24 protein-coding genes are annotated in these 24,709 nt (G+C 63.1%); 8 read left to right on the forward strand and 16 right to left on the reverse strand.

The features are described from left to right. Window positions 1–26 precede the first annotated feature (26 nt). Entirely contained in the window at window positions 27–860 is an 834-nt protein-coding gene (locus ACPPVP_RS20420) for a hypothetical protein (RefSeq protein WP_426537477.1), read from the reverse strand. Between the two features lie 277 nt (window positions 861–1,137). Between ACPPVP_RS20420 and ACPPVP_RS20425 the strand changes: the two genes are divergently transcribed. From ACPPVP_RS20425 to ACPPVP_RS20440, 4 genes are read left to right on the forward strand one after another with little or no spacing between them, the layout of a single operon-like run. Then, a complete protein-coding gene (locus ACPPVP_RS20425) occupies window positions 1,138–1,791 on the forward strand; it encodes a tetratricopeptide repeat protein (RefSeq protein WP_426537479.1) in 654 nt (217 codons plus the stop codon). A 33-nt stretch (window positions 1,792–1,824) separates the two neighbouring features. Beyond that, entirely contained in the window at window positions 1,825–2,349 is a 525-nt protein-coding gene (locus ACPPVP_RS20430; RefSeq protein WP_426537481.1) for a hypothetical protein, read from the forward strand. A 56-nt stretch (window positions 2,350–2,405) separates the two neighbouring features. After that, the gene (gene der / locus ACPPVP_RS20435) at window positions 2,406–3,791 is read left to right on the forward strand and encodes a ribosome biogenesis GTPase Der (RefSeq protein WP_426537483.1); all 1,386 of its coding nucleotides are present in this window, start codon (window positions 2,406–2,408) and stop codon (window positions 3,789–3,791) included. Continuing rightward, the gene (locus tag ACPPVP_RS20440; RefSeq protein ID WP_426537485.1) at window positions 3,788–5,032 is read left to right on the forward strand and encodes a TCR/Tet family MFS transporter; all 1,245 of its coding nucleotides are present in this window, start codon (window positions 3,788–3,790) and stop codon (window positions 5,030–5,032) included. Before der ends, ACPPVP_RS20440 begins: the two co-directional genes overlap by 4 nt. Before the next feature lie 98 nt (window positions 5,033–5,130). Here ACPPVP_RS20440 and ACPPVP_RS20445 read toward each other — a convergent pair whose 3' ends face one another. The 12 genes from ACPPVP_RS20445 to ACPPVP_RS20500 form a co-directional block, all read right to left on the reverse strand. Beyond that, window positions 5,131–6,357, reverse strand: coding sequence for an ABC transporter substrate-binding protein (locus tag ACPPVP_RS20445; RefSeq protein ID WP_426537487.1), 1,227 nt, complete (start codon window positions 6,355–6,357; stop codon window positions 5,131–5,133). Between the two features lie 94 nt (window positions 6,358–6,451). Continuing rightward, window positions 6,452–7,588 carry a hypothetical protein gene (locus ACPPVP_RS20450; RefSeq protein ID WP_426537489.1) on the reverse strand — a complete coding sequence of 379 codons (1,137 nt, stop codon included), beginning with the start codon at window positions 7,586–7,588 and terminating at the stop codon, window positions 6,452–6,454. A gap of 211 nt (window positions 7,589–7,799) precedes the next feature. Then, window positions 7,800–8,540 (reverse strand): SDR family NAD(P)-dependent oxidoreductase, encoded by a 741-nt coding sequence (locus ACPPVP_RS20455; RefSeq protein ID WP_426537491.1) that lies wholly within the window; start codon window positions 8,538–8,540, stop codon window positions 7,800–7,802. Between the two features lie 246 nt (window positions 8,541–8,786). Next, window positions 8,787–10,313 carry an amidophosphoribosyltransferase gene (purF, locus tag ACPPVP_RS20460; RefSeq protein ID WP_426537493.1) on the reverse strand — a complete coding sequence of 509 codons (1,527 nt, stop codon included), beginning with the start codon at window positions 10,311–10,313 and terminating at the stop codon, window positions 8,787–8,789. Window positions 10,314–10,335: 22 nt separating this feature from the next. Beyond that, window positions 10,336–10,965, reverse strand: a complete 630-nt coding sequence (locus tag ACPPVP_RS20465; protein ID WP_426537495.1) for a CvpA family protein — start codon at window positions 10,963–10,965, stop codon at window positions 10,336–10,338. A 164-nt stretch (window positions 10,966–11,129) separates the two neighbouring features. After that, complete coding sequence (gene radA / locus ACPPVP_RS20470) at window positions 11,130–12,599, reverse strand: DNA repair protein RadA (protein ID WP_426537497.1); 1,470 nt, start codon at window positions 12,597–12,599, stop codon at window positions 11,130–11,132. 93 nt (window positions 12,600–12,692) lie between these two features. Continuing rightward, window positions 12,693–14,093 (reverse strand): adenylate/guanylate cyclase domain-containing protein, encoded by a 1,401-nt coding sequence (locus tag ACPPVP_RS20475; protein WP_426537499.1) that lies wholly within the window; start codon window positions 14,091–14,093, stop codon window positions 12,693–12,695. Window positions 14,094–14,189: 96 nt separating this feature from the next. Then, window positions 14,190–15,104: an HAD family hydrolase gene (locus ACPPVP_RS20480; RefSeq protein WP_426537501.1), complete on the reverse strand. Its 915-nt coding sequence runs from the start codon at window positions 15,102–15,104 to the stop codon at window positions 14,190–14,192. Then, window positions 15,013–15,432 (reverse strand): hypothetical protein, encoded by a 420-nt coding sequence (locus ACPPVP_RS20485; RefSeq protein ID WP_426537503.1) that lies wholly within the window; start codon window positions 15,430–15,432, stop codon window positions 15,013–15,015. Before ACPPVP_RS20485 ends, ACPPVP_RS20480 begins: the two co-directional genes overlap by 92 nt. A 77-nt stretch (window positions 15,433–15,509) precedes the next feature. Further along, window positions 15,510–16,394 (reverse strand): prohibitin family protein, encoded by an 885-nt coding sequence (locus tag ACPPVP_RS20490; RefSeq protein ID WP_426537505.1) that lies wholly within the window; start codon window positions 16,392–16,394, stop codon window positions 15,510–15,512. A gap of 143 nt (window positions 16,395–16,537) precedes the next feature. After that, a complete protein-coding gene (locus tag ACPPVP_RS20495) occupies window positions 16,538–17,260 on the reverse strand; it encodes a sulfite exporter TauE/SafE family protein (protein WP_426537507.1) in 723 nt (240 codons plus the stop codon). A gap of 133 nt (window positions 17,261–17,393) precedes the next feature. Beyond that, window positions 17,394–18,041: a hypothetical protein gene (locus ACPPVP_RS20500; RefSeq protein WP_426537509.1), complete on the reverse strand. Its 648-nt coding sequence runs from the start codon at window positions 18,039–18,041 to the stop codon at window positions 17,394–17,396. A 176-nt stretch (window positions 18,042–18,217) separates the two neighbouring features. On the opposite strand from ACPPVP_RS20500, the gene ACPPVP_RS20505 reads away from it, so the two are divergent. Next, window positions 18,218–18,586, forward strand: coding sequence for a GFA family protein (locus ACPPVP_RS20505; RefSeq protein WP_426537511.1), 369 nt, complete (start codon window positions 18,218–18,220; stop codon window positions 18,584–18,586). A gap of 20 nt (window positions 18,587–18,606) precedes the next feature. Here the strand turns inward: ACPPVP_RS20505 and ACPPVP_RS20510 are convergent, their stop codons facing one another. Next, the gene (locus tag ACPPVP_RS20510; RefSeq protein ID WP_426537965.1) at window positions 18,607–19,335 is read right to left on the reverse strand and encodes an adenylate/guanylate cyclase domain-containing protein; all 729 of its coding nucleotides are present in this window, start codon (window positions 19,333–19,335) and stop codon (window positions 18,607–18,609) included. 166 nt (window positions 19,336–19,501) lie between these two features. Between ACPPVP_RS20510 and ACPPVP_RS20515 the strand changes: the two genes are divergently transcribed. Next, window positions 19,502–19,942 carry a cupin domain-containing protein gene (locus ACPPVP_RS20515; RefSeq protein ID WP_426537513.1) on the forward strand — a complete coding sequence of 147 codons (441 nt, stop codon included), beginning with the start codon at window positions 19,502–19,504 and terminating at the stop codon, window positions 19,940–19,942. 628 nt (window positions 19,943–20,570) lie between these two features. Further along, window positions 20,571–22,343 (forward strand): spermidine synthase, encoded by a 1,773-nt coding sequence (locus tag ACPPVP_RS20520; RefSeq protein ID WP_426537515.1) that lies wholly within the window; start codon window positions 20,571–20,573, stop codon window positions 22,341–22,343. A gap of 13 nt (window positions 22,344–22,356) precedes the next feature. Here the strand turns inward: ACPPVP_RS20520 and ACPPVP_RS20525 are convergent, their stop codons facing one another. Continuing rightward, window positions 22,357–23,127 (reverse strand): exodeoxyribonuclease III, encoded by a 771-nt coding sequence (locus ACPPVP_RS20525; RefSeq protein WP_426537517.1) that lies wholly within the window; start codon window positions 23,125–23,127, stop codon window positions 22,357–22,359. A gap of 59 nt (window positions 23,128–23,186) precedes the next feature. On the opposite strand from ACPPVP_RS20525, the gene ACPPVP_RS20530 reads away from it, so the two are divergent. Continuing rightward, the gene (locus tag ACPPVP_RS20530) at window positions 23,187–23,408 is read left to right on the forward strand and encodes a cysteine rich repeat-containing protein (protein WP_426537519.1); all 222 of its coding nucleotides are present in this window, start codon (window positions 23,187–23,189) and stop codon (window positions 23,406–23,408) included. Window positions 23,409–23,457: 49 nt separating this feature from the next. On the opposite strand, the gene alr is transcribed toward ACPPVP_RS20530, so the two are convergent. Beyond that, window positions 23,458–24,693: an alanine racemase gene (alr, locus tag ACPPVP_RS20535; RefSeq protein WP_426537521.1), complete on the reverse strand. Its 1,236-nt coding sequence runs from the start codon at window positions 24,691–24,693 to the stop codon at window positions 23,458–23,460. Window positions 24,694–24,709: the final 16 nt, after the last annotated feature.

Raw genomic sequence — 24,709 nt, forward strand, 5'->3', positions numbered from 1 at the left:
CTACCGCACGTTGGCGCGCGCCAGGGCTAGAGTTTTGGAGCGCTGCCCCTGGGCGCCGGGCCTTCGCTCGACCCGGCGCCAAGCGCCGCACTGTCGATCGCGGCGGCGCTAACGAGCTGCTTGACGTCAAGCAGGGTGAATTGCGCGATTCCGACACGGTCGGCCGGCGTGCCTGGAATGAGCTGCACGCTCAGCACGCCATCGCAATTCGCGCCCTTGGCCTCGGTCAGCATGGCGCTCGGCTCCTTGGCCTTGGTCTGCGCGCGCTTGACCACCGCCACGCAACTGCCGCGGACGGTGTCGCCGTTGAGCTTGACGGCGGCCCTCGGGTCGAGCGGCTTGTCGATCGCGTCCAGCGCGGTCGCCTCCTTGTACTTGCCGCCGACGGACATGATCGAGCCCTTGCGGTAGATGTAATACAGATGCTGATCGCCGACGATGGTGGGCACGCCGTATTTACCCATGACTTCCTTGATCATGTCCGCCTTGGACGGCTGCTGGTCCTGGGCGAACGTCAGATTGCGCGCCACGAAATAGGCGCGGTTGGCGCTCGCGGGCGAAGAGAAGCTGGTCGAGAGCATCTCGCCGTTCTGTTTCGAGCCGGCGGGGAGGCTGAAATTCAGCGCAACGACATAGCTGGCGCCGCCGAATTTCTGTTGCTGGATGTCGGTCTTGGTGTCGGTGTGGCCCTTGAACAGGGAATCAAAGGTGGCGCGCGCGGAGTCGGCGTTCGATTCGGTCGAGATGCCCAAAATGTCGGGGCGGAGTTTGCCCGAGAACGCCGTCTCGGGCGCCTTCGGCTTGATGTCGTCGGCACGTAACGCCGCGGGCAGGGATGCCAGTCCCAATACCAAGCTCATGGCAAGCGTCGAAACCAGCGCATGGCGAGGCATGAAACACCCAAGAAATCGGGGACAAAATCGACAATGGAAGCGGGCGGGATTACGCCAAACTTTGAACCGCGATGTCAACGTTGTCTGGCGATTTCGAGGGCCGGCGGGGGCGTTGTTAACGCTTTGATCCACCTCACTTTGCCTTGCCACCGCCATATCGATAGGCTACGTCGCGGCGATGCGGGGACCGAGTGCAGGATGCTGCCGCCTTGGCTGCGGTTCCTCGGGGATGGGATACCTTTAAGTGTCTGAATTATTTGACGAAGTAGACGAGGAGGTCCGTCGCGATCAGCTCAAAAAGCTGTGGGACCAATACTCACTTTATATCATTGCCGGCATGATTTTGATCATCGCCGCCGTGGGCGGCTGGCGCGGCTACCAGTATCTGGAGGCCGAGAAGGCGGCAGAGGCGGGGGCTGCGTTCGACAAGGCGGTGGAGCTTTCGGAAGCCAACAAGCACACCGACGCCGAAGCTGCCTTCGCCGATCTCGTCGCGAAGGCGCCGTTCGGCTATCGCGTGTTGGCGCGGTTGCGCATGGCGACGGAAGTCGCCAACCGCGATACGCAGGCCGCGGCAAAGATGTTCGATGAGATCGCCGCCGATCGCAGCGTTGGAGTCGCCGAGCAGGATCTGGCGCGGATTCGCGCCGCCCAGCTGCTGCTGGAAAGCACGAGCTATCCCAACATGAAAGAGCGCCTTGAGGCCGCTGCGGCGCCAGGCGCTACCTTTCGCCATACCGCGCGCGAATTGCTGGCCCTGTCGGCCTGGCGCGCCAACGATGCCGCGGCAACGCGGCAATGGCTGGATTTGATCGCCAATGACGGCGAAACGCCGCCGAGCCTGCGCTCGCGTGCCGAAGCGCTGCAGGCCTTGCTGCCGCCAGTCGCCAAAAGCTGACGCGTAGAAACCGGATTGAGTGGGAAACCCAGTATGCGCCGCCCGCAACGTTTGATCGCAACCGCCGTCCTCATCGCGCTTTCGGGCGCGCTGGCGGGCTGTGGCAGCACGGCCGGTTTCGACCCCTCTGACCTGCTCGACTTCCTCGACACCAAGAAGAAGCTGCCCGGTGACCGTAAGGCGGTATTCCCCGAAGGCGTGCCGGGCCTTGAACAGGGCGTGCCGAAGGACCTCTACAGGGGCGCCCGTCAGCAGGACGACCCGAACGCGCAAGCTGCCGCTGCAGCACCTCCGCCGGCGGAAGAACCGAAATCGAAGCGTGGCGCGAAATCCAAGGGCAAGCAGGCCGCCGCACCGGCCGCTGCGGCTGCGGACCCCGACGCCGCCGCCCCCGAGGAAGAGGGCGGCACCGCCGCCGCGCCGCCGGCGCCCAAGCCGGCCAAGATCGTGCGCAAGCGGACCACCGCGCCGCCACCCGATCAATCGGGCGCGTCGGCGCAATCCCCGCAACAGTCCGCGTTCCCGGCGCCGATGCCGAGCGGTACGTTCACGCGCTGATTTTCTTCTTTTCGTTCGATTGACACGCCCTTCGAAAAAGGGCGTTTGGATCATTTATGTCCTTTACGATCGCCATTATCGGCCGGCCCAATGTCGGCAAGTCGACGCTGTTCAACCGGCTGGTTGGGCAGAAGCTGGCGCTTGTCGACGACGAGCCGGGCGTCACCCGCGACCGCCGCGAGGGCAATGGGCGTCTCGGCGATCTCGAATTCACTGTGATCGACACCGCTGGCCTCGACGAGGGCGCCAAGGGTTCGCTCACTGCGCGGATGCAGGAGCAGACCGAGACCGCGATCGGCCTTGCCGATGCGTTGATGTTCGTGATCGACGCGCGCGCCGGGCTAACGCCGAACGATCGCGCCTTTGCCGATTTCGCGCGCCGCGCCAATAAACCGGTGGTGCTGGTCGCCAACAAGAGCGAAGGCAAGCATGGCGAAGTCGGCGCGATGGAATCCTATGCGCTGGGGCTCGGCGACCCCGTCCAGATTTCCGCCGAACACGGCGAAGGCCTGAGTGACCTCTACGACGCGCTCCGCGTGTTGATGCCGGAACCGGTCGAGGAGGGTGAAGAGTTCGACGACGATGATGTCATCGTGTCAGATGAGGAACTCGCGCAACGTCCGATCCGCGTCGCCATCGTCGGCCGCCCCAATGCCGGAAAATCCACGCTGATCAATCATCTGCTCGGCGAGGAGCGACTGTTGACCAGCGCCGAAGCCGGCACCACGCGCGATTCCATCTCGGTGGAGATCACCTGGCAGGGCCGCGAGTTCCGTGTGTTCGACACCGCCGGCTTAAGGCGGCGCTCGCGGATCGAAGAGAAGCTGGAAAAACTGTCGGTAGCGGATGCGCTGCGCGCGGTGCGCTTTGCCGAAGTCGTCGTGATGATGATGGACTCGCAGAACCGGTTCGAGGAACAGGACCTGCGCATCGCCGATCTGATCGAGCGCGAGGGACGCGCGATCGTGCTTGCGGTCAACAAATGGGATCTGATGGAGCGCAAGACCCATTTGATTTCGGCGCTGCGCAGCGATGCCGATCATTGGCTGCCGCAGGTCAAGGGCGTTCCCATCGTCGCGGTGTCCGGTCTGATGGGCGAGGGCATCGATCGCCTGATGACCGCGATCGAGGACGCCTACGCGGTGTGGAACAAGCGCGTTCCGACGGCCACGCTCAATCGCTGGTTCGAGCAGGCGGTCGACGCCAACCCGCCGCCCGCGGTCTCGGGCCGTCGGCTGAAGCTGAACTACATTACCCAGGCCAAGGCGCGGCCGCCGAGCTTTATTCTGTTCTGCTCGCGCGCCGACGCCGTGCCACAATCCTATCTGCGCTATCTCACCAACTCGATGCGCGAGGCCTTCGATTGGCCGGGCACGCCGATCCGGATCACGCTGCGCGAAAAGGCCAATCCGTTCGCCCACAAGCGCAAGCGCCCGTCATGAGCGAACAGGTATCCGCGCCCGCCGCCGACACGCCGCCGGTGCGCAGCGGCGCGGCAGCCTTCATCTTCGTCACCATCCTGCTCGACATGCTTGCGCTCGGCCTGATCCTGCCGATCCTGCCTAAACTCGTGGAAAGTTTTGTCGATAACGACACGGCGACGGCGGCGCGGATCTTCGGCCTGTTCGGCACTGCCTGGGCACTGATGCAGTTCCTGTTCTCGCCAATCCTTGGCGCGCTCTCGGACCGCTTCGGCCGGCGGCCGGTGGTGTTGCTGTCGAATTTCGGATTGGCGCTGGATTATGTGCTGATGGCGCTGGCGCCGTCGCTGACCTGGCTGTTCATCGGCCGGGTGATCTCCGGCATCACGTCGGCGAGCATCTCGACCGCCTTTGCCTACATCGCCGACGTGACGCCGCCGGAACGGCGCGCCGCGGTGTTCGGCAAGATCGGGGCGGCCTTCGGCGCCGGATTCATTCTCGGTCCCGCCATCGGCGGCCTGCTTGGCGGCATGGATCCACGCCTGCCGTTCTGGATCGCGGCAGGCTTGAGCTTTGCGAATACGCTCTACGGCTGGCTGATCCTGCCTGAGTCGCTGCCGCTGGAACGCCGCGCACCGTTCCGCTGGAAAAGCGCCAACCCGCTCGGCGCGCTGCATCTGCTGCGTTCCAACCGGATTCTCGCCGGCCTGTCGCTGGCGAATTTCTTCGGCCAGGTCGCGCATGTGGTGCTGCCGTCCACCTTCGTGCTCTACGCGACCTATCGGTACGGCTGGGACACGACGACCGTCGGCCTGACACTGGCCTTGGTCGGTGTCTGCGCCATGGTGGTGCAGGGCGCGGGCGTCGGGCCGATCGTCAAGCGCCTCGGCGAGCGCCGGGCGCTGTTGCTGGGACTCGCCTCTGGTGCGTTGGGATTCTTCATCTATGGCGCGGCTCCGACCGGACCGCTGTTCTGGCTCGGCATTCCCGTGATGGCGCTGTGGGGCGTGGCAGGCGCGGCGATCCAGGCGCTGACGACACAGCTCGTAGCACCCGATCAGCAGGGCCAGTTGCAGGGGGCGACCAACAGCGTCAACAGCATCGCCCAGATGTTGGGACCGTTTCTGTTTACGCTGACGTTTGCTTACTTCATCAGCGATGGGGCGCCGTTCAAAATGCCGGGCGCACCGTTCCTGTTGGCGGCGGCGTTATTGGGGCTGGGCCTCTTGATCGCGTGGCGCACGCTGGCGCCTAAGCGCTAAATCGTAGGGTGGGCAAAGCGAAGCGTGCCCACCACATCAACGACGGTGCAAGAAATGGTGGGCACGGCGCAAGTGCGCCTTTGCCCACCCTACTTTTCTTACTTCTTCACCAGCGGGCACTCGCTGGCCTCTAACGGCTTGGCGGCGTCTTCCGCCGAGATCGTGGCGATCTGCTTGTAGTAGTCCCACGGTCCCTTCGACTCGTCCGGCTTCTTCACCTCGAACAGATAGGCCGGGATCAGACGGCGGCCGTCGGCACGCAGCGGGCCCTTGCCGAACAGCGTATCGTCGGTCGGCAGCTCTTTCATCTTGGCGACGACCTTGGCGCCGTCATTCGGATTGCCGCCGAGCGCTTCCATGGCCTTCAGATAATGCAGCACCATGGCGTAGTTGCCGGCCTGCGTCATCGAGGGCATCTGGCCCTTGGTGGCCAGCGCGGAGAACCGCTTCGACCAGGCGCGCGTCGCGTCGTTCATGTCCCAGTAGAAAGATTCCGTGAACGTCAGCCCCTGTGCTGTCTTTAGGCCCAGCGCGTGCACGTCGTTGATGAACAGCAGCAGCGCGGCGAGCTTCTGGCCGCCCGCGACGATGCCAAATTCCGCCGCCTGCTTGATCGAGTTGGTGGTGTCGCCGCCGGCGTTCGCAAGCCCGATGACCTTCGCCTTGGACGCCTGTGCCTGCAGCAGGAAAGAGGAGAAGTCGGCGGTGTTGATCGGAGCCTTGACGCCACCGAGCACCTTGCCGCCATTGGCGGTCACGACGGCCGACGTGTCGCGCTCGAGCGCATGACCGAAAGCGTAGTCCGCGGTCAGGAAGAACCAGCTGTCGCCGCCGGCCTTGGTCAGCGCCTTGCCGGTGCCGTTGGCGAGCATGTAGGTGTCGTAGGTGAAGGAGACTGTGTTCGGGGTGCAGGCCTTGCCGGTGAGATCGGCGGTTGCGGCGCCGGAGTTGAGCAGAACCTTGTTCTTTTCCTTGACGAGATTGTTGACGGCCAGCGCCACGCCCGAATTCGGCGTATCCGCGATGGCGTCGACCTTGTCGTTGTCGATCCACTGCCTTGCGATGTTGACGCCGACGTCGGGCTTGTTCTGGTGATCGCCGCTGATGACGTCGATCTTCCAGCCCTTCTTGGTGAGACCGGAATCTTCGACCGCCATCTTGATCGCGACCACCGAATTGGGGCCGCCGATGTCGGCGTAAAGGCTCGACATGTCGTTCAACACGCCGATCTTGACGGTCTTGTCCTGGGCCAATGCTGGCGTCGCGAGGCCGAGCGCGGCCAGCGCCACGGAAGCGGCGAAGCGCCGCGCAATTCTATTCGTCATGGTATTCCCTCCGAAAATGGTTGTTCGCCGGCTCTCTTTTCGGAACCTGCCAGCTGCCCTGCGATAGTATTTCTCGCACGCAGGGGCAATCCACCTATCGTAGCGCGTCGGAGGTCAGCTTGAACTTCTGGATCCGCTTCCCGGTATCCACTTCGGCGGTATAGACGTTGCCCTTGGCATCCACCGCCATGGCGTGAATCCAGTGGAACTGCCCCGCATTGCGGCCATTACGGCCAAAACTGCCGACTACGGTACCATCGTCCCGCTTCAGCACCCGGATTTCGTTGTTTTCGCCGTCGGCGCTCAGCAGATAGGTCTGCTTCGGGTCGGGCCAGATCGCGATATCCCACACCGCGCCGTTGCCACGTGTGTTCTTTTCGTAGAACCATTCCTTAACGAAGGTTCCATCTTTCCTGAACACCTGGATGCGGTTGTTGATGCGATCGCAGACATAGAGCAACCCGTCGTTGGCAAGTTTCACGCAATGCACGGGGTTGGCGAATTGCGGCGGAGCCGGTGCATTGGGGTCGTAGGCCGGCTGCTTGTCGTCGTTCGGCGGGTTGCCATAGGCGCCCCAGTGCCGCTTGTAGGCGCCTGACGCAGCGTCGAACACGATGACGCGGCGATTGCCGTAGCCGTCGGCGACGAAGATTTCGTTGGCGTCCTTGTCGATCGCGGTCTCGGCGGGCTTGCCGAGTTGGGTGGTGTCGTTGGAGCCCTTGCTCGGTGCGATCTTGCCGATCTGCATCACGAACTTGCCGTCGAGGGTGAATTTCAGGATCGCGTTGTCGTTGTCGGCGTTGCCACCGACCCACACGAAACCTTTCTCGTCCACCTCGATGCCGTGCTCGCGGCCGACCCATTCATAGCCTTCGCCGGGTCCGCCCCAGGAGCGCAGCAGATTGCCGTCGGTGTCGAACTCGAGCACCGGTGGCGCCGACACGCAGCATTTCGAGCGAGGCGGGGTCAGCGCGGCACCCTTCTCATCGTCGGTGAGCGAGCGCGGGCGATGGATCACCCAGATGTGGCCCTGCGAGTCCACCGTGATGCCGCCGACCTGGCCGAGGATCCAGTTGTTCGGCAGCGGTTTTGGCCAGGACGCGTCGACGGCAAAGGTCGGGATCTCGCCGGCCTGCGACGAAGCCGGCGCCGCAACAAGCAGTGCAGCGGTGAAGCAGGCAGCGATGGTTCCGGAAAGAGTCAGGCGAGCGCGCGTGCACTTCGGCGTCATGGGTGCCTCCCCGTGATTTTTCTTGGCGGGTTGTCCCGCTTGGAAGGCAGTCAATCGTGCGGAGGTGTGGGAGTCAACGGTTTGGCACCGTCATTGCGAGCCAACGGGTCGCGCGAATGCGCGCCCGATGACAGGCTCCGCGAAGCAATCCATTTGCCGCTTGTTGAGGCATGGATTGCTTCGCTGCGCTCGCAATGACGGAGAAAAACGCTCACGCCGGCGGATGAAAACTCATCAGCGTGCGAGTACCGTAGTCGTAGAGTTTGCCAGTCTCGGCCCACTCCGGCGCGCACATCGGCACGATGAATTCCGCCGCCTGTTCCGGCGTATCCAGCGTCATCGGGTCTTCGCCGGGAAACACGCTGGCGCGCATGCGGGTGCGGATCGGGCCGGGGCTGAACAGATTGACCCGCAGTTTCGTGCTCACGGTCTCGTTGGCCCAGGAGCGCACCAGCGTGTCCAGCGCCGCCTTCGAGGCCGCGTAGGGGCCCTGATAGGCGTTCGCCTTGCTGGCGGCGCCCGAGGTGATGAACACGGCGCGGCCAGCGTCGGAGACCTTGAGTAGCGGATCCATGCAGCGGATGAGCTGGAAGTTCGCGGTGACGTTCACCGCGATGACGTCGTTCCATGGCTTCAGTTCGATATGGCCGAGCGGCGAGGAGGGGCCGGCGACGCCGGCATTGCCGACGAGAATGTCGAGCTTGCCGTGGCGCTCATGCAGCGCCGCGCCCAACCGCGCGATGCCGTCGAAATCGGTGAGATTGAGCGGCACCAGCGTGGCGCTGCCGCCGTCTTTGCGGATCTCGTCGTCGAGCTCCTCCAGCCCGCCCTGCGTGCGCGCGACGGCAACGATGTGCGCGCCGGCCTTGGCGAGCGCACGTGCGGTCGCATAGCCGATGCCGCGGGAGGCGCCGGTGACGAGCGCGATGCGGGTGGCGAGGGGTTTGGTCATGATGCTGGTCCGTCCACGTCTTTGCGGCGGGTTTTACAGACGTGGATGGCCGGGACAAGCCCGGCCATGACAAAAACTCTGCGTCTGAATCTCGGCCTATTCCGGCCCGCCGCCAACCGAAGGCCCACGATCTATGCGATCATCCGGCGTGACCTTCATGCCCTGTCGGAACGCAAAAAAGACAAACCCAACCAACAACAGGCCGCCGACAATTGCGATTATCGGCTGCATCGTTGCGGCCTCGCCTCAGCTCGCTTCCGCCAGCAGCGACAATTGCCGGGGCTGCGCCTCGACCTGGTTCTGGTCGGTAAGGTTGGTCGGATAGGCGCCGGTGAAGCAGTGGTCGGAGAACTTTGGATTGGCGGGATCGCGGCCGGGCTCGCCCATGGCGCGGTACATGCCGTCGATCGACAGGAACGCCAGCGAGTCCGCGCCGATGATGTCGCGCATCTCCTCCAGCGAATGGGTGGCCGCGAGAAGGCCGCCGCGGTCCGGCAGGTCGATGCCGTAATAGTCGGGATAGAGGATCGGCGGCGAAGCGAGGCGGAAATGGACTTCGCGGGCGCCGGCATCGCGCATCATGCGCACGATCTTCTTCGATGTGGTGCCGCGCACCAGTGAATCATCGATCAGGATGATCCGCTTGCCCTCGATCGCGGCGCGGTTGGCCGAATGCTTCATGCGGACGCCGAGTTCGCGCACGCTCTGGGTCGGCTGGATGAAGGTGCGGCCGACATAGTGATTTCGGATGATGCCGAGTTCGAACGGAACGCCGGAATGCTGGCTGTAGCCGAGCGCGGCAGGCACGCCGGAATCCGGCACCGGCACGACGACGTCGACCTCGACATGGCTCTCGCGGGCAAGCTGCGCGCCAAAAGCTTTTCGGACGTCATAGACCGAGCGGCCGCCGACGATGGAGTCCGGCCGCGAGAAATAGATGTATTCGAAGATGCAGGGCCGCGGTGGTTTCGGCGGGAACGGCTTGTGGCTGTGCGCGCCGGCCTCGTCGAACACGATGATTTCGCCGGGCTCGATGTCGCGGACATATTTGGCGCCGATCATGTCGAGCGCACAGGTTTCCGAGGTCAGGATCGGGCGGCCATCGAGGTCGCCGAGCACCAGCGGACGAATGCCGAGCGGATCGCGCGCGCCGATCAGCTTCTTGTTGGTCATCGCGACCAGCGCGTAAGCGCCTTCGATCGCACGCAGTGACTCGATGAAGCGGTCGATGAAGCGGCCACGCCTGGATTGCGCGACCAGATGCAGGATGACCTCGGTATCGGTGGTCGACTGCATCATCGCGCCGCCCTTGACCAGTTCGCGGCGAAGCGTCAGCCCGTTGGTGAGATTGCCGTTGTGGCCGACCGCAAAACCGCCGGCATTGAGTTCGGCGAACAGCGGCTGGACATTGCGCAGGATAGTGGCGCCGGTGGTGGAATAGCGGACATGGCCGACGGCCATAATGCCGGGCAGGCGCTCGATCACCTCGCGGCGGGAGAAGGTATCGCCGACGAGGCCGAGGCGGCGTTCAGAGTGGAAGCGGCTGCCGTCGAAGGAGACGATGCCGGCGGCTTCCTGGCCGCGATGCTGGAGGGCGTGTAGTCCGAGTGCGGTGATGGCTGCGGCCTCGGGGTGGCCGAAAATGCCGAACACGCCGCATTCCTCGCGTAGCGTGTCGCCTTCGAGATCGTCCTGCAACTCGATGCCGAGATCTAGATCAAGGTTTAGATCGAGTTGGCCGGCGGGATCGGAAGGGTTTTGCATCGCGTCCATCGCCTCTCTATTTTGGCCAGAATTAGCGGCCCGCGGGTTTCTCGATCAGCTTTTTAAGGCCGTCACGGGCAGGTTTACTGTAGCCATCGCCGGACGCAGGGGCTGCCTGGTCGGCGTCAGTTTGATCGTCTTCCGGTTTATTCTTCTTGAATCTCTTTAAGATGGTGTTCTCGGGGTCGTCCGGCAAGAGCGACATTAACCATTGCCCGGTTCCATCCAGCACGGTTCGGGACTTCGCGTTGGTGATCCAGTCCGGCCGCTGCTTGTCCGGGACCAGCCAGCTGAAGAACAGGAACGCGACCACCACGATCAAAAGGCCGCGACCCAACCCAAACAGGAATCCGAGCGTACGGTCGAGCGCGCCGATCCGGGAATCCAGGATCATGTCCGAGATCCTGACCGTGATGACGGACACCACGATCAGCGTACCGATGAAGGTGCCCGCAACGACCACCACAGCCGCGATCGTATCGCTGCCGAAATAGGTCTTGGCCGTCGGCAGCAGCTTCGAGAACGCATACAGCGTCACCAGCGCCGCCGCGCCCCATGCCGCGATCGACAGGATTTCGCGCATGAAGCCGCGCACCATGGCGAGCAGCCCCGAAATCAGCATCACTCCGAGCAGGACGAGATCGAGTATCGTTATCGGCATCGGCTGGTCAGGTCCGCTCGTAAGTTCTCAAGCAGCGAATCGGCGGCTCAGGATCACCCCAAGTGAGGGGCAGATGGCGCATCCCGCAAGGCCGGATATCGTGCCATCCCGCCCGCCTTTTGCGCGCGTTGTATAGCGGCGAGGGCGGGGCGCGTCACGCCGCTTTAGCTGTTTTCACGACGGAATCGCGCCGGTGTGGCATTTTTCTCCGTCACACCCTCGCGATTGGTGTCCCGGTTGCCGGTGCCTGCGCCTCTCGGACTGCCACGTGCCGCGATATCGGCAACCAGGCTGGTCAAGCCGCCGATGCTGCTCAGTGCAAGCCCGCCATCGCCGCCGACGTCGCCACGGGCCGATTCGGGCAGAACGGCGCGCCCAAATCCCAGTTTTGCGGCCTCCTTCAATCGTGCCGAGGTCTGCGCCACCGGCCGGACCGCACCCGACAGCGAAATCTCGCCGAAATAGACCGCATCCGTTGGTAACGGTGCGTTCACCAAAGATGACACCAGAGCGGCTGCCGCGGCGAGGTCGGCTGCGGGCTCCTGGATCCGCAGGCCGCCCGCCACGTTCAGATAGACGTCGTAGCCGGACAGTTTGACCCCGCAATGGGCCTCCAGTACCGCCAGCACCATCGACAGCCGGCTCGGGTCCCAGCCCACCACGGCCCGCCGGGGAGTGCCGAGTGTGGTCGGCGCCACCAATGCCTGCAATTCCACCAGTACCGGGCGGGTGCCTTCGATCCCGGCAAAGACCGCGGTGCCCGGGCTGCCCAAGTCGCGTTCAGACAGGAACAATTCGGAGGGGTTGGAGACTTCGCGAAGGCCCAGCCCCGTCATCTCGAACACGCCGATTTCATCGGTGGGGCCGAATCGGTTCTTCATCGCGCGCAAAATCCGGAAATGTTGCGAGCCTTCGCCTTCGAACGACAGCACCGCGTCGACCATGTGCTCGACCACGCGGGGGCCCGCGATCTGGCCGTCCTTGGTGACGTGTCCGACCAGGATGATCGCAGCCCCGGATTTCTTGGCGAAACGGATGAGCGCCTGCGCGGAGGCGCGAACCTGCGTCACCGTTCCCGGCGCCGATTCCACCGTGTCGGTCCACATGGTCTGGATCGAATCGATCACGATCAGGCGCGGCACCGCGCCCTCCGACAGCGTCGAGACGATGTCTTCGACCGAAGTCTCGGCGGCAAGCTGCACCGGCGCGTCCGCAAGCCCCAGCCGCTCGGCCCGCAGCCGCACCTGCGCTACGGCCTCTTCGCCCGAAATGTAAACCACGCGGTGGCCGGCGCGGGCCATCAGGCTGGTCGCCTGCGTCAGCAGCGTCGATTTGCCAATGCCGGGATCACCGCCGACCAGAAGCACCGAGCCGCGGACAAACCCGCCGCCGGTGACGCGATCGAGCTCCGTCATGCCGGAGGACAGGCGAGGGGCGTCCTGAGTCTTGCCGGTCAGCGATTCCAGCTGGAACGTCCGGCCCTTGCGTTTGGAGCGGATCGACACCGGCACGCTGCCGGTCGTGTCCTCCTCGGCCAGCGTGTTCCACTCACCGCAGGACTCGCACTTGCCCTGCCAGCGATTATACGCCGCGCCGCAGTTCTGGCAGACAAAGGAGAGGGTGGATTTGGCCATGAGGGGAAATAGCAGTCTCGGTGGAATGGGCTGCGACTCATAGCATGAAAAGAAGCTGAGGGCGCGATGAGTGCTCATGCATCCATCGCGCGCTTACGCGACGTTGGCACACGTCCAGATGCCGACCGGTTGCTCGAGACCGCGAATGATCTGGGCCGGCTGCTCGACAAGCAATACGAAGTCGGCGCTCGAATGGCTCGATTCCGTCCGCGCCTGCTGCACCAGCGCGTCGCTGACCACGATCGCGCATCCGAATTCGCGGGTGAGCGCCTCGAGCCGGCTCGCCGCATTCACGGTGGTGCCGATTACGGCAAATTCGAGCCGGTTGAGGCCGATGTCCCCAAGCACGACCTGGCCATAGTGCAATCCGACGCTGACCTGGATCGGCGGCTCGTTGCGATCCTTCCGTTCTCCGTTCAACTCCGCAATCGAAGCGATCATGCCTCTCGCGCAACGCAAGGCATTCAACGCGTCGGAATCGCCGGCGAACGGCGTACCGAACGTCGCCATCAGGCCATCGCCGAGATATTTGTCGAGGGTTCCGCCGTGCCGGAACACTTCTCTTTCCATTCGTTCATGGAATTGTCGCAGCGTGCCGATGACCTCCTTCGGGTCGCGTCCATCGGCATAGGTGGTGAATCCCACGATATCGGCAAACAACACGGCGACGTCCTGGGTGTGAACCCGCGTGAGCGGCTCGTCATTTCCAGATAATTGCTCGACGACGTTGGGTGAAAAATAGCGCGCCAGGTTGGTCCGCTCGCGTTCGATCCCGGCGTGGCTGATCAGCAGGGCGTTGGAGCGGCGCACCGCCAGCGCCAACGTCATGGCGACGATCAGGAACACGGTGATTTCCTGGAATCGCGACGGAATGTCGATCGATGAGGGGTTGATGATGTGGAACATCCTGACGTCGGAGCCGACAGCGGCCCGCACGCGTTCCGACAACTCCGCATGGCTTGCGGGCTGCAGGTAGGCCCAGCCGACGCCGATCGCCCACACGGCCGAGGTCCAGAAGCCCATCGCGACCACCGTTCGCCACGAATAGGCAAGGGTCGCGGTTGCCAGGAAGACAAAGAAATAGATGAACGTCTCGAACCGGAATTGCATGCCGATCGGCCAGTTCGCGGCGCTCAACGGATTGGGCACGACCGTGAGCAACGTAATTAACGCCAGATCGCAAAAGATCAGGAAAAGCTCGGGCAACGAACGCCCTACTTTGCCGACGTTCAGTTGGGCCCAGCCGATCACGGCAAAAAGGCCGAGCATCACGATGTAGTAAATCACGTCCCAGTTCGGGTTGATGATCGGCAAGGTAACGGCAATCACCGCGAGCGCGATCCAGCGGGCCCGGACAGCGAGCAGAAGACCCTGGCGCTTGCTGTCCGCAATGGCCGCTTCTGCGAATTTCAGGGTGTCTTGCTCGGCGTTGGTGCGCTTGGACGCTCCGCTCCGAAGATTTGTGATATCGGTCGTTTCCGCCAATGTGCTCAAGACACTCGTCCCCAAACTGAATGTATCGGATGATGCACCATGCCGGGGCACAAGGCACCGTTTACGCCGGCATGATACCACCTCAGCGCATGCGTCCTAGCCCTTGAAAAAGTGCAGGGCGAAACGTTCGACGTCCGACCATGAATGCGCCAGATGCACGGCGCCGGCATCGCGAAGCTTGAGATCATGGCCTTCGCGAATGTGGCTGGCCGCGCACAGGCCGACGACCGTCATGCCGGCGGCAACGGCTGCTCGGATCCCGCCTGCGCTGTCTTCAATCACGAGACACTCGTCCGGGTGCACGCCCAATTTGCTGGCGGCGAACAGAAAAATGTCCGGGTGCGGCTTTCCTCGCGCGACCATATCCGCACTAAAGACATGACCGCCGAATTCCCATTCCAGGGCCAATACCGAAAGGCACAGTTGCAGGCGATCAATCGAACTGGAGGAGGCGATGCATCGGGGGATGTGGGCAAACCGTCTGATGAAATCCGTCGCCCCGCTCACTTCCTTCAAATTCGTCCGGAACCGTTCCAGCGTCGCAAGCTTGAGCTGGCCGGAAAAATCCGAAGGCAGCGGCCGTCCGATCGCCGCTTCGATCTCCGCCACGGCTTCGTCCCACCTTCGGCCGGAATAGCGGGTCAGCGCTTCGTCCAGCGTCGTCGCGTGACCGAGCCTGGTAACGGTTTCCGCCAGAACGGTATTGGCGATCGCCTCGCTATCGGCGATGACGCCATCGAAGTCAAAAATCAGTGCGCCCACAATTTCAATCCGGGAAAGATTCAGGGGTCGGGCATTTAGCATGCGGCCCGGCAGGAAGGGACTCGCGCAGCCGAAAACAGTCGAACACTTTCGGTTGCGTTGTGTGTCAGCGGTCGCCGCGCTTCGCCGTTCGGCCGCGCGGTGCCGGCGCGCCCAATCATCGCCGGTTCTTGGGAAGGTCGCCCTTGCGCTTGCAAAGCAGATAGGGCTTGCCGTCGATCCTGAGCGTGTCGTTTGGACCGGGCGCAAGCTTGATCGTCACCTTCCGGCCGTTGGCGCCCTTGTTGTAGTCGTCCCAGAATTCGAAACAGGTCGTGGTCAGGACCAAGCCGTCGCCGGCCGGCGTCTTGCGATCGACCCGGCAATGATTTTCATATTGATCGACGAGCGGTGCGGGCTTGCCCTTGATGACGTTATCAAGGTCGATGAACGTCTTGCTGTCAGGCCCGTCCTGGTCGCGGCAATCTTTCCTGCTGGTGGCCCACAGCCCGTCAAACGTCTGCGCGGCGTGCGAGGACGTTGGCGCAGCGAGAGCCACAAGAACGCTCGCCAGCGTGACGGTGATGACTTTTCGCATGATCGGTCTCGGATGTCGGATACGTCATGGCGGCGTCCGAGATCATCTCGGGCGCCGCCACATTACAAACTTCAATTCTATTTCACCGAAACAAACGGCACCGCCGAGCCCGGCACCATTGTGGTAGGCAGCACGCCGTTCCAGCGTTCGGCCTGCACCAGGGTAACGAGGTTCGGATTGGTGCCAAGCGCCTTGGCGCGGGCCTCGATGGCGGCGGCTTCGGCTTCGCCAGTGAGCTTGATGTTGGTGGCGCGGGCTTCGCCGTTCAGCCGCAGCGCATCGGCGGCGGCCTGCGCCTCGGCGCGGACGGCGTTGGCCTTGGCGGTCGCTTGGGTGACGGTGATCTGTGGCTGCACCTTCTCGCGCTCGGCATTCTGCTGCAGCTTCTGCACCTCGACCTCGGCCAGCATGCGCTGTTCGATCGAATGCAGATAATTCGCGCTGAACTCGATGTTTTCGAGCTGGACGCTCTCGATCATGATCATCGGGTCGTCCTTCAGCGATCCCGTGATGGCGTCCTTGATCGCGGAGTTCAGTGGCCCGCGCTCCTGGATCGCCTTCACCGCCGTGTAGCGGCCGAACACGATCTTGACCTGCTGGTTGACGGCCGGGCTGACCACCTGTTTCACCGCGGTGTCCAGTCCGCCGAATTTTGCATAGAGATCGGCGACCTTGTCTGGCGAGGCGCGCAGGGTGACGCTGATCTTGAGGTCGGCCGGCTGCTGGTCGTAGGAGTAGGAGTTCATCTTGTCCCAGGCATAGGTGAAGGTCTTGACGCTGACCTTCTCGACGCTGTCGATCAGCGGGACCTTGAAGCCCAGGCCCGGCTGCGCCGTGCCGATAACCGCGCCGTAGCGCAGTCTCACCCCGCGCTCGGTCTGATCGACGGTGTACCAGCTTCCTGCCGCGATGATGACGACGACAATGACGGCGACGACGGCGCCGATAGCTCCCCTGTACATTTCTGTCTCTCCAGACGTAGGTGATGCGAATCCGTGCTGCGCGCCATTGATCCATGGTCGCTTGTCGAACCGATGTGACACGCGTCACTTGGTCGGCAGTTCACCGCAGTTGGTTCAGATCTAGCGGCTGCTTCGGCTGGATATTATGAAAACGCCGCCCAGAGCAGGGAGATGCCGGCGGCGATCATGATGCCGTCCATCAGCAGGCGGAAGATGTCGGGCTCCAGCTTCAGCACGAAACGTTTGGCGATGAAGGCGCCGAACATCAGCGAGGAGCCCGCGATCAGGCCTTTTAGCGCGACGTCCGGCGTCAGCGCGCCAAAGCGTTCGAACGTCACCGATTTGCTCAAGTAGAGCCCGAGCGAGCTTGCGGCTTCGGTGGCGAGAAAAGCGCCCTTGTTCAGCCCGTAAAACAGAAACAGCGGCACGCTGAGCGGACCGGTCGACACCACGATGCCCGTGAGGTAGCCGATGATCGCACCCCCCACCGCAAGGTGCCAGAGCTGCGCCTTGAGCTGATGGCGCGCCAGCCAATGCCGCACCGGCACCATCGCGATCAGAAACAGGCCGATCGCGATATCGACGGCGTGCGACGGCAGCACCAAGAGCGTCCGCGCGCCGAGTGCAGCCGCCGGAATCCCCGTGACCGAATAGGCGAGGCATGCCCGCCAGTCGACCTCGCGCCACCAGGCAAGGATGCGCGAGAAGTTCGCCATCACGGCCGCGACCGCCATGATCGGAACGGCTTCCTTCGGGCCGTACTGATAGATGAGCACCGGCATCAGCATGATCGACGAGCCGGTGCCGACGATGCCTGAGATGGTGCCGGCGAGCAGGCCGACAATGAGAACGAAGATGAAGCCCAAGGATGATTCTCTGGAATGACGGCGAGCCCGTAATCATACAGCATCGCAGGATCGTCAAAGGCGGAACACCGCCGTGCCCACCGTTTTCTTTGACGGCACCGGGCCTCCATCGCCGCGCGTATCGAACTGCCCTTCAGCCTTTGCACAAACCCTTCGGCTTCCACTCTCGCTCCGGTGTCGTGGGCGGCTTGCCGGAATCATGCAGGATGAGCACCAGCGCCTTGCGCTGAACCGTTCCCGTTGCGGTCAGGTGCATCGGCGGTCCGGCGGGCACGATGACGTGGTGACTGCCGGCCTTTCCGACTTGCATGCCATCAGGTGTTTCCAGACATGTTTCGCCGGCAAGCGTGTACCAGGCCTCGGGACCGGAGTGACGATGTTCCGGGGCGGTCATGCCCGGATCAAAAACCGCTTCCATGTATTGCGCGGAATAATTCTCGCCGGCGTTGATCACGAGCGGTCCGATTTCGGCGACGTGTTCGCCGCCGGCCGGTGCATGCCAGTCGCGGTCCTCGATCGAAAGCAGCCATATCTTGTCGAGCGATTTGACGACCGTTCCGTGCGGACCCTTGGCCTGCTCGGCGGCTGCGAGGGTCGGATAGGTGTCCAAATGCCAAAATGTCTGTGGCTGGGTGAACTGTCCGAGCGGCTGGTGCGCGATGATCCAGCAGCCCACGGCGTTGCCGCTTCGCTGCTCGACGGGCCTGCAGATTTGTGCATTTGCGCTTTCAGAAAGCGCCAACAGGCCGATGCAGGCGATCACAAAGACATGAGGACGCATGTTCACCTCCGATGTCCGCGATGGATGATATTCTCGCAGCGGCAGGTTGCAAGGCGGAACAGGGCCAGCTAGCCAATTCTGACCTGACGTGTGCCAATCGCTGCTGCTGACAGCATGCTGTCAGCAGGCCTCGGCTAGGACCTCGGCCATGTCGGATCATTCGGGAGGAACACATCGTGCCAATCAAGGGAAGCTGCCATTGCGGTAACACACAATTCGAGGTGAGCGAGGCGCCGTCTGACGTGACACGGTGCACCTGTTCGCTGTGTTCCAAGCGCGGCGCGTTATGGGCCTATTATACGCCGGCGCAATTTCGCCTGACGTCGCCACCGGAAAATGTCGCGACCTATCTGTGGGGCAGCCGCACCGTCAAACATCATTTCTGCGCCGGCTGCGGCTGCGGCACCTATTCGGAATCGCCGGATTGGTCGACCGGCAAGCCGGACTTCGACAATCCGAAGGTCGGCATCAACGCGCGGCTGTTTGACGATTTCGACCTCGACGCCGTGCCGGTCACCGTCATCGACGGCAAGAACTTATGGTGACGGGCGGCCGGCCAGCAAGACTAGGCTGCGTAAAGCTCGATCGGGTCGTCGAATCCCTTGAGCTTGAATGCCTTCGAAGGGCTGTCCTTTAAATCCGGTTGCGTGCGGTCAAACACAGCCTTCGTCACGAGGATCTGGTCGGCTTCGGCGACCGACTGGGCACGGGAGGCGGTGTTGACCACGGTGCCGATCGCCGTCAGATCCCGATGGGTGTGACCGAATTCGCCAAAGCTGAGTTCGCCGGAGTGAATGCCGATGCCGATCCCCAGTTCGCTCGCGGTGAGGCCATGGGCTGCAACGAGAGCCTCGCGCCGTTCGCGCCAGCCTTTCTGAATGTCGCGCGCTGCCCGCACGGCGTTCCCGGGATGCTCGGCCCGCACCATGGGGAAATTGAAGACGGCCATAACGGCGTCTCCAATCGTCTTGTTGAGGAGCCCGTCATACGCCCAGATCGCGTTGGCGCATTCGTCGTAGAATGCGTCGAGCAGGCTTGAGACGGCATCCGGCGACTGCGATTGCGAGAGGCTGGTGTAGCCGCGCAGATCGGCAAACATGATGGTCGCGTCGATCGTGATCTTGCGGGCCCGCATCACCTTCGTGAACATCAGCTCGCAGATGGTGCAGGTGTTGGGGTTCATTCGGCTCGGACGAACGCCGAACGCGCGAAATGGCGCCGAGATCACACCGCGAAGCGGCACCGGGACATGCATCTGCTCCCAGCACCCTTTGCAGATCACCGATTGTTCCAACTCCGCCATGTCAGCAATGATCCAAGAGAGCAGGAGACATCCTGATCCTACTCGCGGGGGTCAGTGCGGGCAAGGCGACGACATCACCGCAGCGCACACCTGCCGGCTGGCGGCCCAAGGTAAAGCTGCTAGGATCGTGTCAAAATAAAAGGAATGGAGGACCACCATGGACGCCGTGACGCCGCAGACCGCTGACACGCATTCCCATCTTGTCCGCCCCGACAGCATGGAATGGCAGAAGACCCGTTTCCCCGGCTGCGAGGCCAAGACGCTGCTGTTCGATCGCAAGACCGGCCTGATGACCGCGCTGATGCGGTTCGCGCCGGGCGCGGTGCTGCCCGACCACGAGCATGTCAACATCGAGCAGACCTACGTGCTCGAAGGCTCGCTCGTCGACAAGGAAGGCCCTGCGCAGGGCATCGAATGCAAGGCCGGCGAATTCATCTGGCGCGAGGAGGGCAGCCGCCATGTCGCCTGGTGTCCGCAAGGTGGGCTGATGCTCGCGATCTTCCAGGTGCCGAACAAGTTCTTCGAAGCTGACGGCCGCGTCATCGACGCTACGGGCGAGGATTGGGACGCGGCCTGGGGACATACCCGCAAGGGATGATTGATATCCGTTATTCGCGTGATCAAGGGGGCGTTTACCATGGCCCATGTCGGCCGTTCCCGGTGATCATATTAAGCCTTGCTTAGGTGTTCGCCCGCTACCGTACAACCCATAATTGACGGTGCTGGGGATACCGATGTCGCTCTTCAATGCTTTGGATCGGATCTCGCCTGCCGTTGATCGGCAGGCTGCGACAACTCGACTGACGTCATGGCTCTATGCTGCGACGTTATTCGTCTCGGCGCTGCTTCTGTTCTCGATCCAGCCGATGTTTGCGAAGATGGTGCTTCCGAAACTCGGAGGCGCGCCGGCGGTCTGGTCGGTCGCAATGGTGTTTTTTCAGACGGTGCTGCTGGGAGGTTACGCCTACGCCCATTTGTTGAACCGTCTGTTGCTGCCCGGGCGGGCGGTCATGTTCCATCTGCTGCTGGTCGGTGCAACCGCGATGATGCTTCCGATCGCGATTGCGCCCGAATGGGGTGCTCCGCCGCTGGATGGAACTGCGCTTTGGCTGTTCGGCCTGTTCGCGGCTTCCATCGGCCTTCCGTTCTTTACCTTGTCAGCCAGTGCGCCGCTGCTGCAAAGCTGGTTTGCCGCGAGCGGACATCGACAGGCGAGCAATCCATATGTGCTCTACGCCGCATCCAATCTTGGCTCGTTCGCCGCGCTGTTCGCCTATCCGATTGTCATCGAACCGTTCCTGACGCTGAAAACGCAGACGGCGGCCTGGTCCATCGGGTTTGCGCTGCTGGCCGTTCTCTTGAGTGTCGTCGGATTGTTTGCCACGCGCGCGGTGCCTGCCGCGGCCCAGGCCGAGGTTGCGGATGATGTTCGCACGAGTGCCGGGGAGCGGATGCGCTGGATTGCGCTGGCCGCCATTCCGTCGGGTCTAGTCATCGCCGTTACGGCGTACATGACGACCGATATTGCTGCCGCTCCATTCCTCTGGGTCGTTCCGCTTGCGATCTTCCTGCTGACTTTCGTCGCCGTATTTAGCGAGCGGCCATGGATCGCACATGCCAGCGTGGTCAGGTTTGTTCCGTTCGCGGTGGCGCCGCTCGCGGTGAGCCTGATCGGCGGGGAGAAGGTCTTTTGGCTGACCACGATTGCCCTCAATCTCGTCGCCTTCGCGCTGCTGACGCTGATGTGCCACGGCGAACTCTATGCCCGGCGCCCAACCCCCCGACGATTGACCGAATTCTACCTCTGCACCTCGTTTGGCGGGGTGATCGGTGGCGCCTTCGCGGGCTTGGTGGCGCCGCTGATTTTCAACGGCAATTACGAATATCCGATCCTGATCGCGCTGGCGCTGCTGTGCATGCCCGGCTTCTTCGCCGGCGGGCTACCCAAGGCGCTGACAGACGCGACGCCGTGGCTTCTGCTCAGTGCGGTGCTCGCGGTGATCTGGTACGCCACCCTCTTGCAGCCGCCAGCGACCCTGGAGCTGCCGTTTCAAGTGCTGCTCGCGCTACTGGCGGCCGCGATGCTGTTTCAACGGCAGCGGCCGATGCGCTTCTTCGGCCTGGTCGTCCTGAGTTTTACAGTGACGGCCCTGTGGCGACCTGGATTAGCGCCGATCGAAACGGCTCGCAGTTTCTTTGGCGTTCATAAGGTCGCCGAGGTCGGCGACGGTAAAGCCCGCGTCCTTTATCATGGCACCACGATTCATGGTGCCCAGCGCTTGCGGAACGACGACGGCACGCCGGTCAGCGGTCCACTGTTGCCGCAGACCTATTACTATCCGGGAGGTCCGTACTCGGAGGCAATCGGTGCCGCGCGCGCTGTTCGCGGAAATCTGGACCGCGTTGCCATCGTAGGTCTGGGCACTGGTACGCTTGCCTGCCATCGCAAGGGCGGCGAGCTTTGGACGTTCTTCGAGATCGATCCGGAAGTCATTCGCATTGCACGTGATCCGCGTCGCTTCGAGTTCCTGTCACGCTGCGCGCCCGATGCGCCCGTGGTGGCCGGAGACGCGCGCCTGACATTGGAAGCATCGCAGGACCGCTACGACCTGATCGTGCTGGATGCCTTCTCGTCCGATTCCATTCCGGTGCATCTGCTCACGCGTGACGCGCTTGCAGGTTATCTTTCGAGGCTTTCGCCGCACGGTGTTATCATCGCGCACATCTCCAATCGCTACCTCGATCTGGCGCCGGTGGTGGCGAACGTCGCTCATTCCCACGGGCTAGCCGCCTTCATTCGCGAAGACAACAGTGCCGGTGATCTCCCGGTGACATTGAAGGCAAATGCCCGCCTTGTGGTAATGGCGCGCGAGGCGGGCGATACCGGAAGCGTCGCGGCAAGCTGGACACCGTTGCGTTCCGATCCGTCAAGCGCGCTGTGGACAGACGACTATTCCAACATCCTCGGAGTCATGCTGCGCAAGAAATTTGGCGGGTAGGGCTGGCGCGGAGCTACTTCAGCACGATCCACGCCGGCGCGTGGTCGCTGGCGCCTTCGTCGCCACGCACCTTGCGATCGACGCCGGCCTTGAGCAGTCGCGGAGCAATCGCCGGGCTCAGCAGCAGATGATCGAGCCGCAATCCGGCGTCGCGCGGCCAGCGGTTGCGCTTGTAGTCCCAGAACGTGAACATCGGTTTTGACGGATGCAGTGTGCGGATCGCGTCGGTCCAGCCCTGGTCCACCAGCGCCTTGAACGCAGCGCGGCTCTTGGGCTGGATCAGCGCGTCCTTGTTCCAGGACTTTGTCGGATAGATATCCGATGCGGTCGGCGCGACATTGTAGTCGCCGGCCAGCACCACAGGGATATCCTGCTTGAGCAGTTTTGCGGCATGCGACCGTAGCCGCTTGAACCAGTCGAGCTTGTAGTCGAATTTCGGCCCGGGCTGCGGATTGCCGTTCGGCAGATAGATGCTGGTGACGATGACGCCGTTGACGGCGGCTTCGATATAGCGTGCCTCGTCGTCATCGCGATCGCCGGGCAGCGCGGTGCGGGTCAATACCGGCTCGGCGTTGCGCGCCAGGATGGCGACGCCGTTCCAGGTCTTCTGTCCACGCCACACCGCGCCGTAACCTGCCTTCTCGATCGCCATAATCGGGAACTCGGCATCGGTCGATTTCAATTCCTGCAGGCAGACCACATCGGGTTTGGCCGCACGCAGCCAGCGCAACAGATTCGGCAGGCGGCGGTTGACATTATTGATGTTGAAGGTCGCGATCTTCATGTAGAGCTAGCCGGCATCACTATGCTTGGCCTGACACTTCGCTGACATCTGGAGATTCCATGTCGAAATTACGCTTCGCCGTTCTCGCGCTCGCCATCGGATGCTCCGGATCGGCGGTTGCGCAAACCTCCGACCAGCGTGGCGCCTGCAAGGCGGATTATGACAAATATTGCGCCGGTACGCCGCCCGGCGGCGGCCGCGTCGTGGCATGCCTGACCAAGCAACAGAACCAGCTCAGCGACGCCTGCAAGCAAGTGTTGGCTAGCCGGAAGAAGCAGTAACACACAACCTCGACATGAGGCGCGGCAACGCAACCCTGGGAACGAAGAACTAGGTGGAAGCGGCAGCCGGCTCCGCTGGAGGCGGAGCAGGGGGCTCTGCAGCGGCGTTACCGCCCTTGTAGATTCGCGCGTAGCGGCTGCCGAGGCTTGTCATCACTTCGTAGCCGATGGTGCCGAAATGGTGGGCGAGCTCGTCGACCGTAATGCCTTCGCCAATCAGGGTCACCATATGGCCGCGCCGCACCGCATTCTTGTCGAGATCGGTGATGTCGACCGCCGTCAGGTCCATCGAAATCCGCCCCGCGATCGGGCAGCGCTTGCCGGCGACCACCACCTCGGCGCCGCGGGTGCCGTCATTGGAGCTGGCGGCGCGGAAATAGCCGTCGGCATAGCCTGCGGAAACGATCGCTAGTCTGGTCGGACGCCGCGCCGTCCAGGTGCCGCCATAGCCGACGGTATCGCCGCGGTCGATGTTGCGGATCTGCACGATGCGCGCCTTCAGTTCGACGACCGGCTGCATCGGATTGTCGGCTTCCGGCGTCGGATTGATGCCGTACAGCGCGCAGCCCGGCCGCACCAGGTCGAACGAGAATTGAGATCCGAGGAAAATACCTGATGAATTCGCCAGCGACGCCGGCACGCCGGAAAACACGCTCGCGATCTCGCGAAAGGCGGTGAGCTGTCGGGCGTTGGTGGGATTGTTGAGCAGTTCGGCGGAGGCGAGGTGGCTCATCACGAGCGTAATGCCGTGATCGCCGGCATTGATGCGCGGGATGATGCCTTGCGCCTCGGTGACCGTCAGGCCGAGCCGGTTCATGCCGGTATCGATGTGGATGGCTGCTCCGCCCGACCAACCCGAGCGGCGGCAGAAGACGTCCCATTCGGCGAGCTCGTTGAGGTCGCCGATAACAGGCTTGCAGTCGATCCTGGCGTAGGCCTCGCCGGTGTTCTGGAAGAAGCCGCCGAGCACGTAGATTGCGGCCGCGGGCGTCGCGGCACGAACCACGCGGGCCTCATCGAGCGTGGCGACGAAAAACGTCTTGCAGCCGGCGCCAGCAAGGACGCGCGCCACCTGTTCGGCGCCGCAGCCATAGGCATCCGCCTTGATGACGCCGGCGCATTCGGCTGGCACCGCCGTCTTCTCGAGCTTGCGCCAGTTGGCGACGATGGCGTCGAGATCGACCGTCAGCACGCCGGTGGCGGTCGCGAGCGTGGCGGCCTGGCTCGCCTCCGGCGAGAGCAGGGTGCCTTGCGGAATCGATTTGGGATCGGGGGCAATGTTCATGCCCCTTTTTACGCGG

This window comes from Bradyrhizobium sp. McL0615 (assembly GCF_049993905.1).
Classification (GTDB): domain Bacteria; phylum Pseudomonadota; class Alphaproteobacteria; order Rhizobiales; family Xanthobacteraceae; genus Bradyrhizobium.

Bases quoted from the DNA above. Each gene is read 5' to 3' on its own strand.
- alr (WP_426537521.1), bottom strand. From the start codon at position 24,693: ATGAACATTGCCCCCGATCCCAAATCGATTCCGCAAGGCACCCTGCTC.
- ACPPVP_RS20420 (WP_426537477.1), bottom strand. From the start codon at position 860: ATGAGCTTGGTATTGGGACTGGCATCCCTGCCCGCGGCGTTACGTGCC.
- ACPPVP_RS20500 (WP_426537509.1), bottom strand. From the start codon at position 18,041: ATGCGTCCTCATGTCTTTGTGATCGCCTGCATCGGCCTGTTGGCGCTT.
- ACPPVP_RS20455 (WP_426537491.1), bottom strand. From the start codon at position 8,540: ATGACCAAACCCCTCGCCACCCGCATCGCGCTCGTCACCGGCGCCTCC.
- ACPPVP_RS20530 (WP_426537519.1), top strand. From the start codon at position 23,187: ATGTCGAAATTACGCTTCGCCGTTCTCGCGCTCGCCATCGGATGCTCC.
- ACPPVP_RS20525 (WP_426537517.1), bottom strand. From the start codon at position 23,127: ATGAAGATCGCGACCTTCAACATCAATAATGTCAACCGCCGCCTGCCG.
- der (WP_426537483.1), top strand. From the start codon at position 2,406: ATGTCCTTTACGATCGCCATTATCGGCCGGCCCAATGTCGGCAAGTCG.
- ACPPVP_RS20445 (WP_426537487.1), bottom strand. From the start codon at position 6,357: ATGACGAATAGAATTGCGCGGCGCTTCGCCGCTTCCGTGGCGCTGGCC.
- radA (WP_426537497.1), bottom strand. From the start codon at position 12,599: ATGGCCAAATCCACCCTCTCCTTTGTCTGCCAGAACTGCGGCGCGGCG.
- ACPPVP_RS20515 (WP_426537513.1), top strand. From the start codon at position 19,502: ATGGACGCCGTGACGCCGCAGACCGCTGACACGCATTCCCATCTTGTC.
- purF (WP_426537493.1), bottom strand. From the start codon at position 10,313: ATGGACGCGATGCAAAACCCTTCCGATCCCGCCGGCCAACTCGATCTA.
- ACPPVP_RS20485 (WP_426537503.1), bottom strand. From the start codon at position 15,432: ATGCGAAAAGTCATCACCGTCACGCTGGCGAGCGTTCTTGTGGCTCTC.
- ACPPVP_RS20490 (WP_426537505.1), bottom strand. From the start codon at position 16,394: ATGTACAGGGGAGCTATCGGCGCCGTCGTCGCCGTCATTGTCGTCGTC.
- ACPPVP_RS20430 (WP_426537481.1), top strand. From the start codon at position 1,825: ATGCGCCGCCCGCAACGTTTGATCGCAACCGCCGTCCTCATCGCGCTT.
- ACPPVP_RS20465 (WP_426537495.1), bottom strand. From the start codon at position 10,965: ATGCCGATAACGATACTCGATCTCGTCCTGCTCGGAGTGATGCTGATT.
- ACPPVP_RS20450 (WP_426537489.1), bottom strand. From the start codon at position 7,588: ATGACGCCGAAGTGCACGCGCGCTCGCCTGACTCTTTCCGGAACCATC.
- ACPPVP_RS20440 (WP_426537485.1), top strand. From the start codon at position 3,788: ATGAGCGAACAGGTATCCGCGCCCGCCGCCGACACGCCGCCGGTGCGC.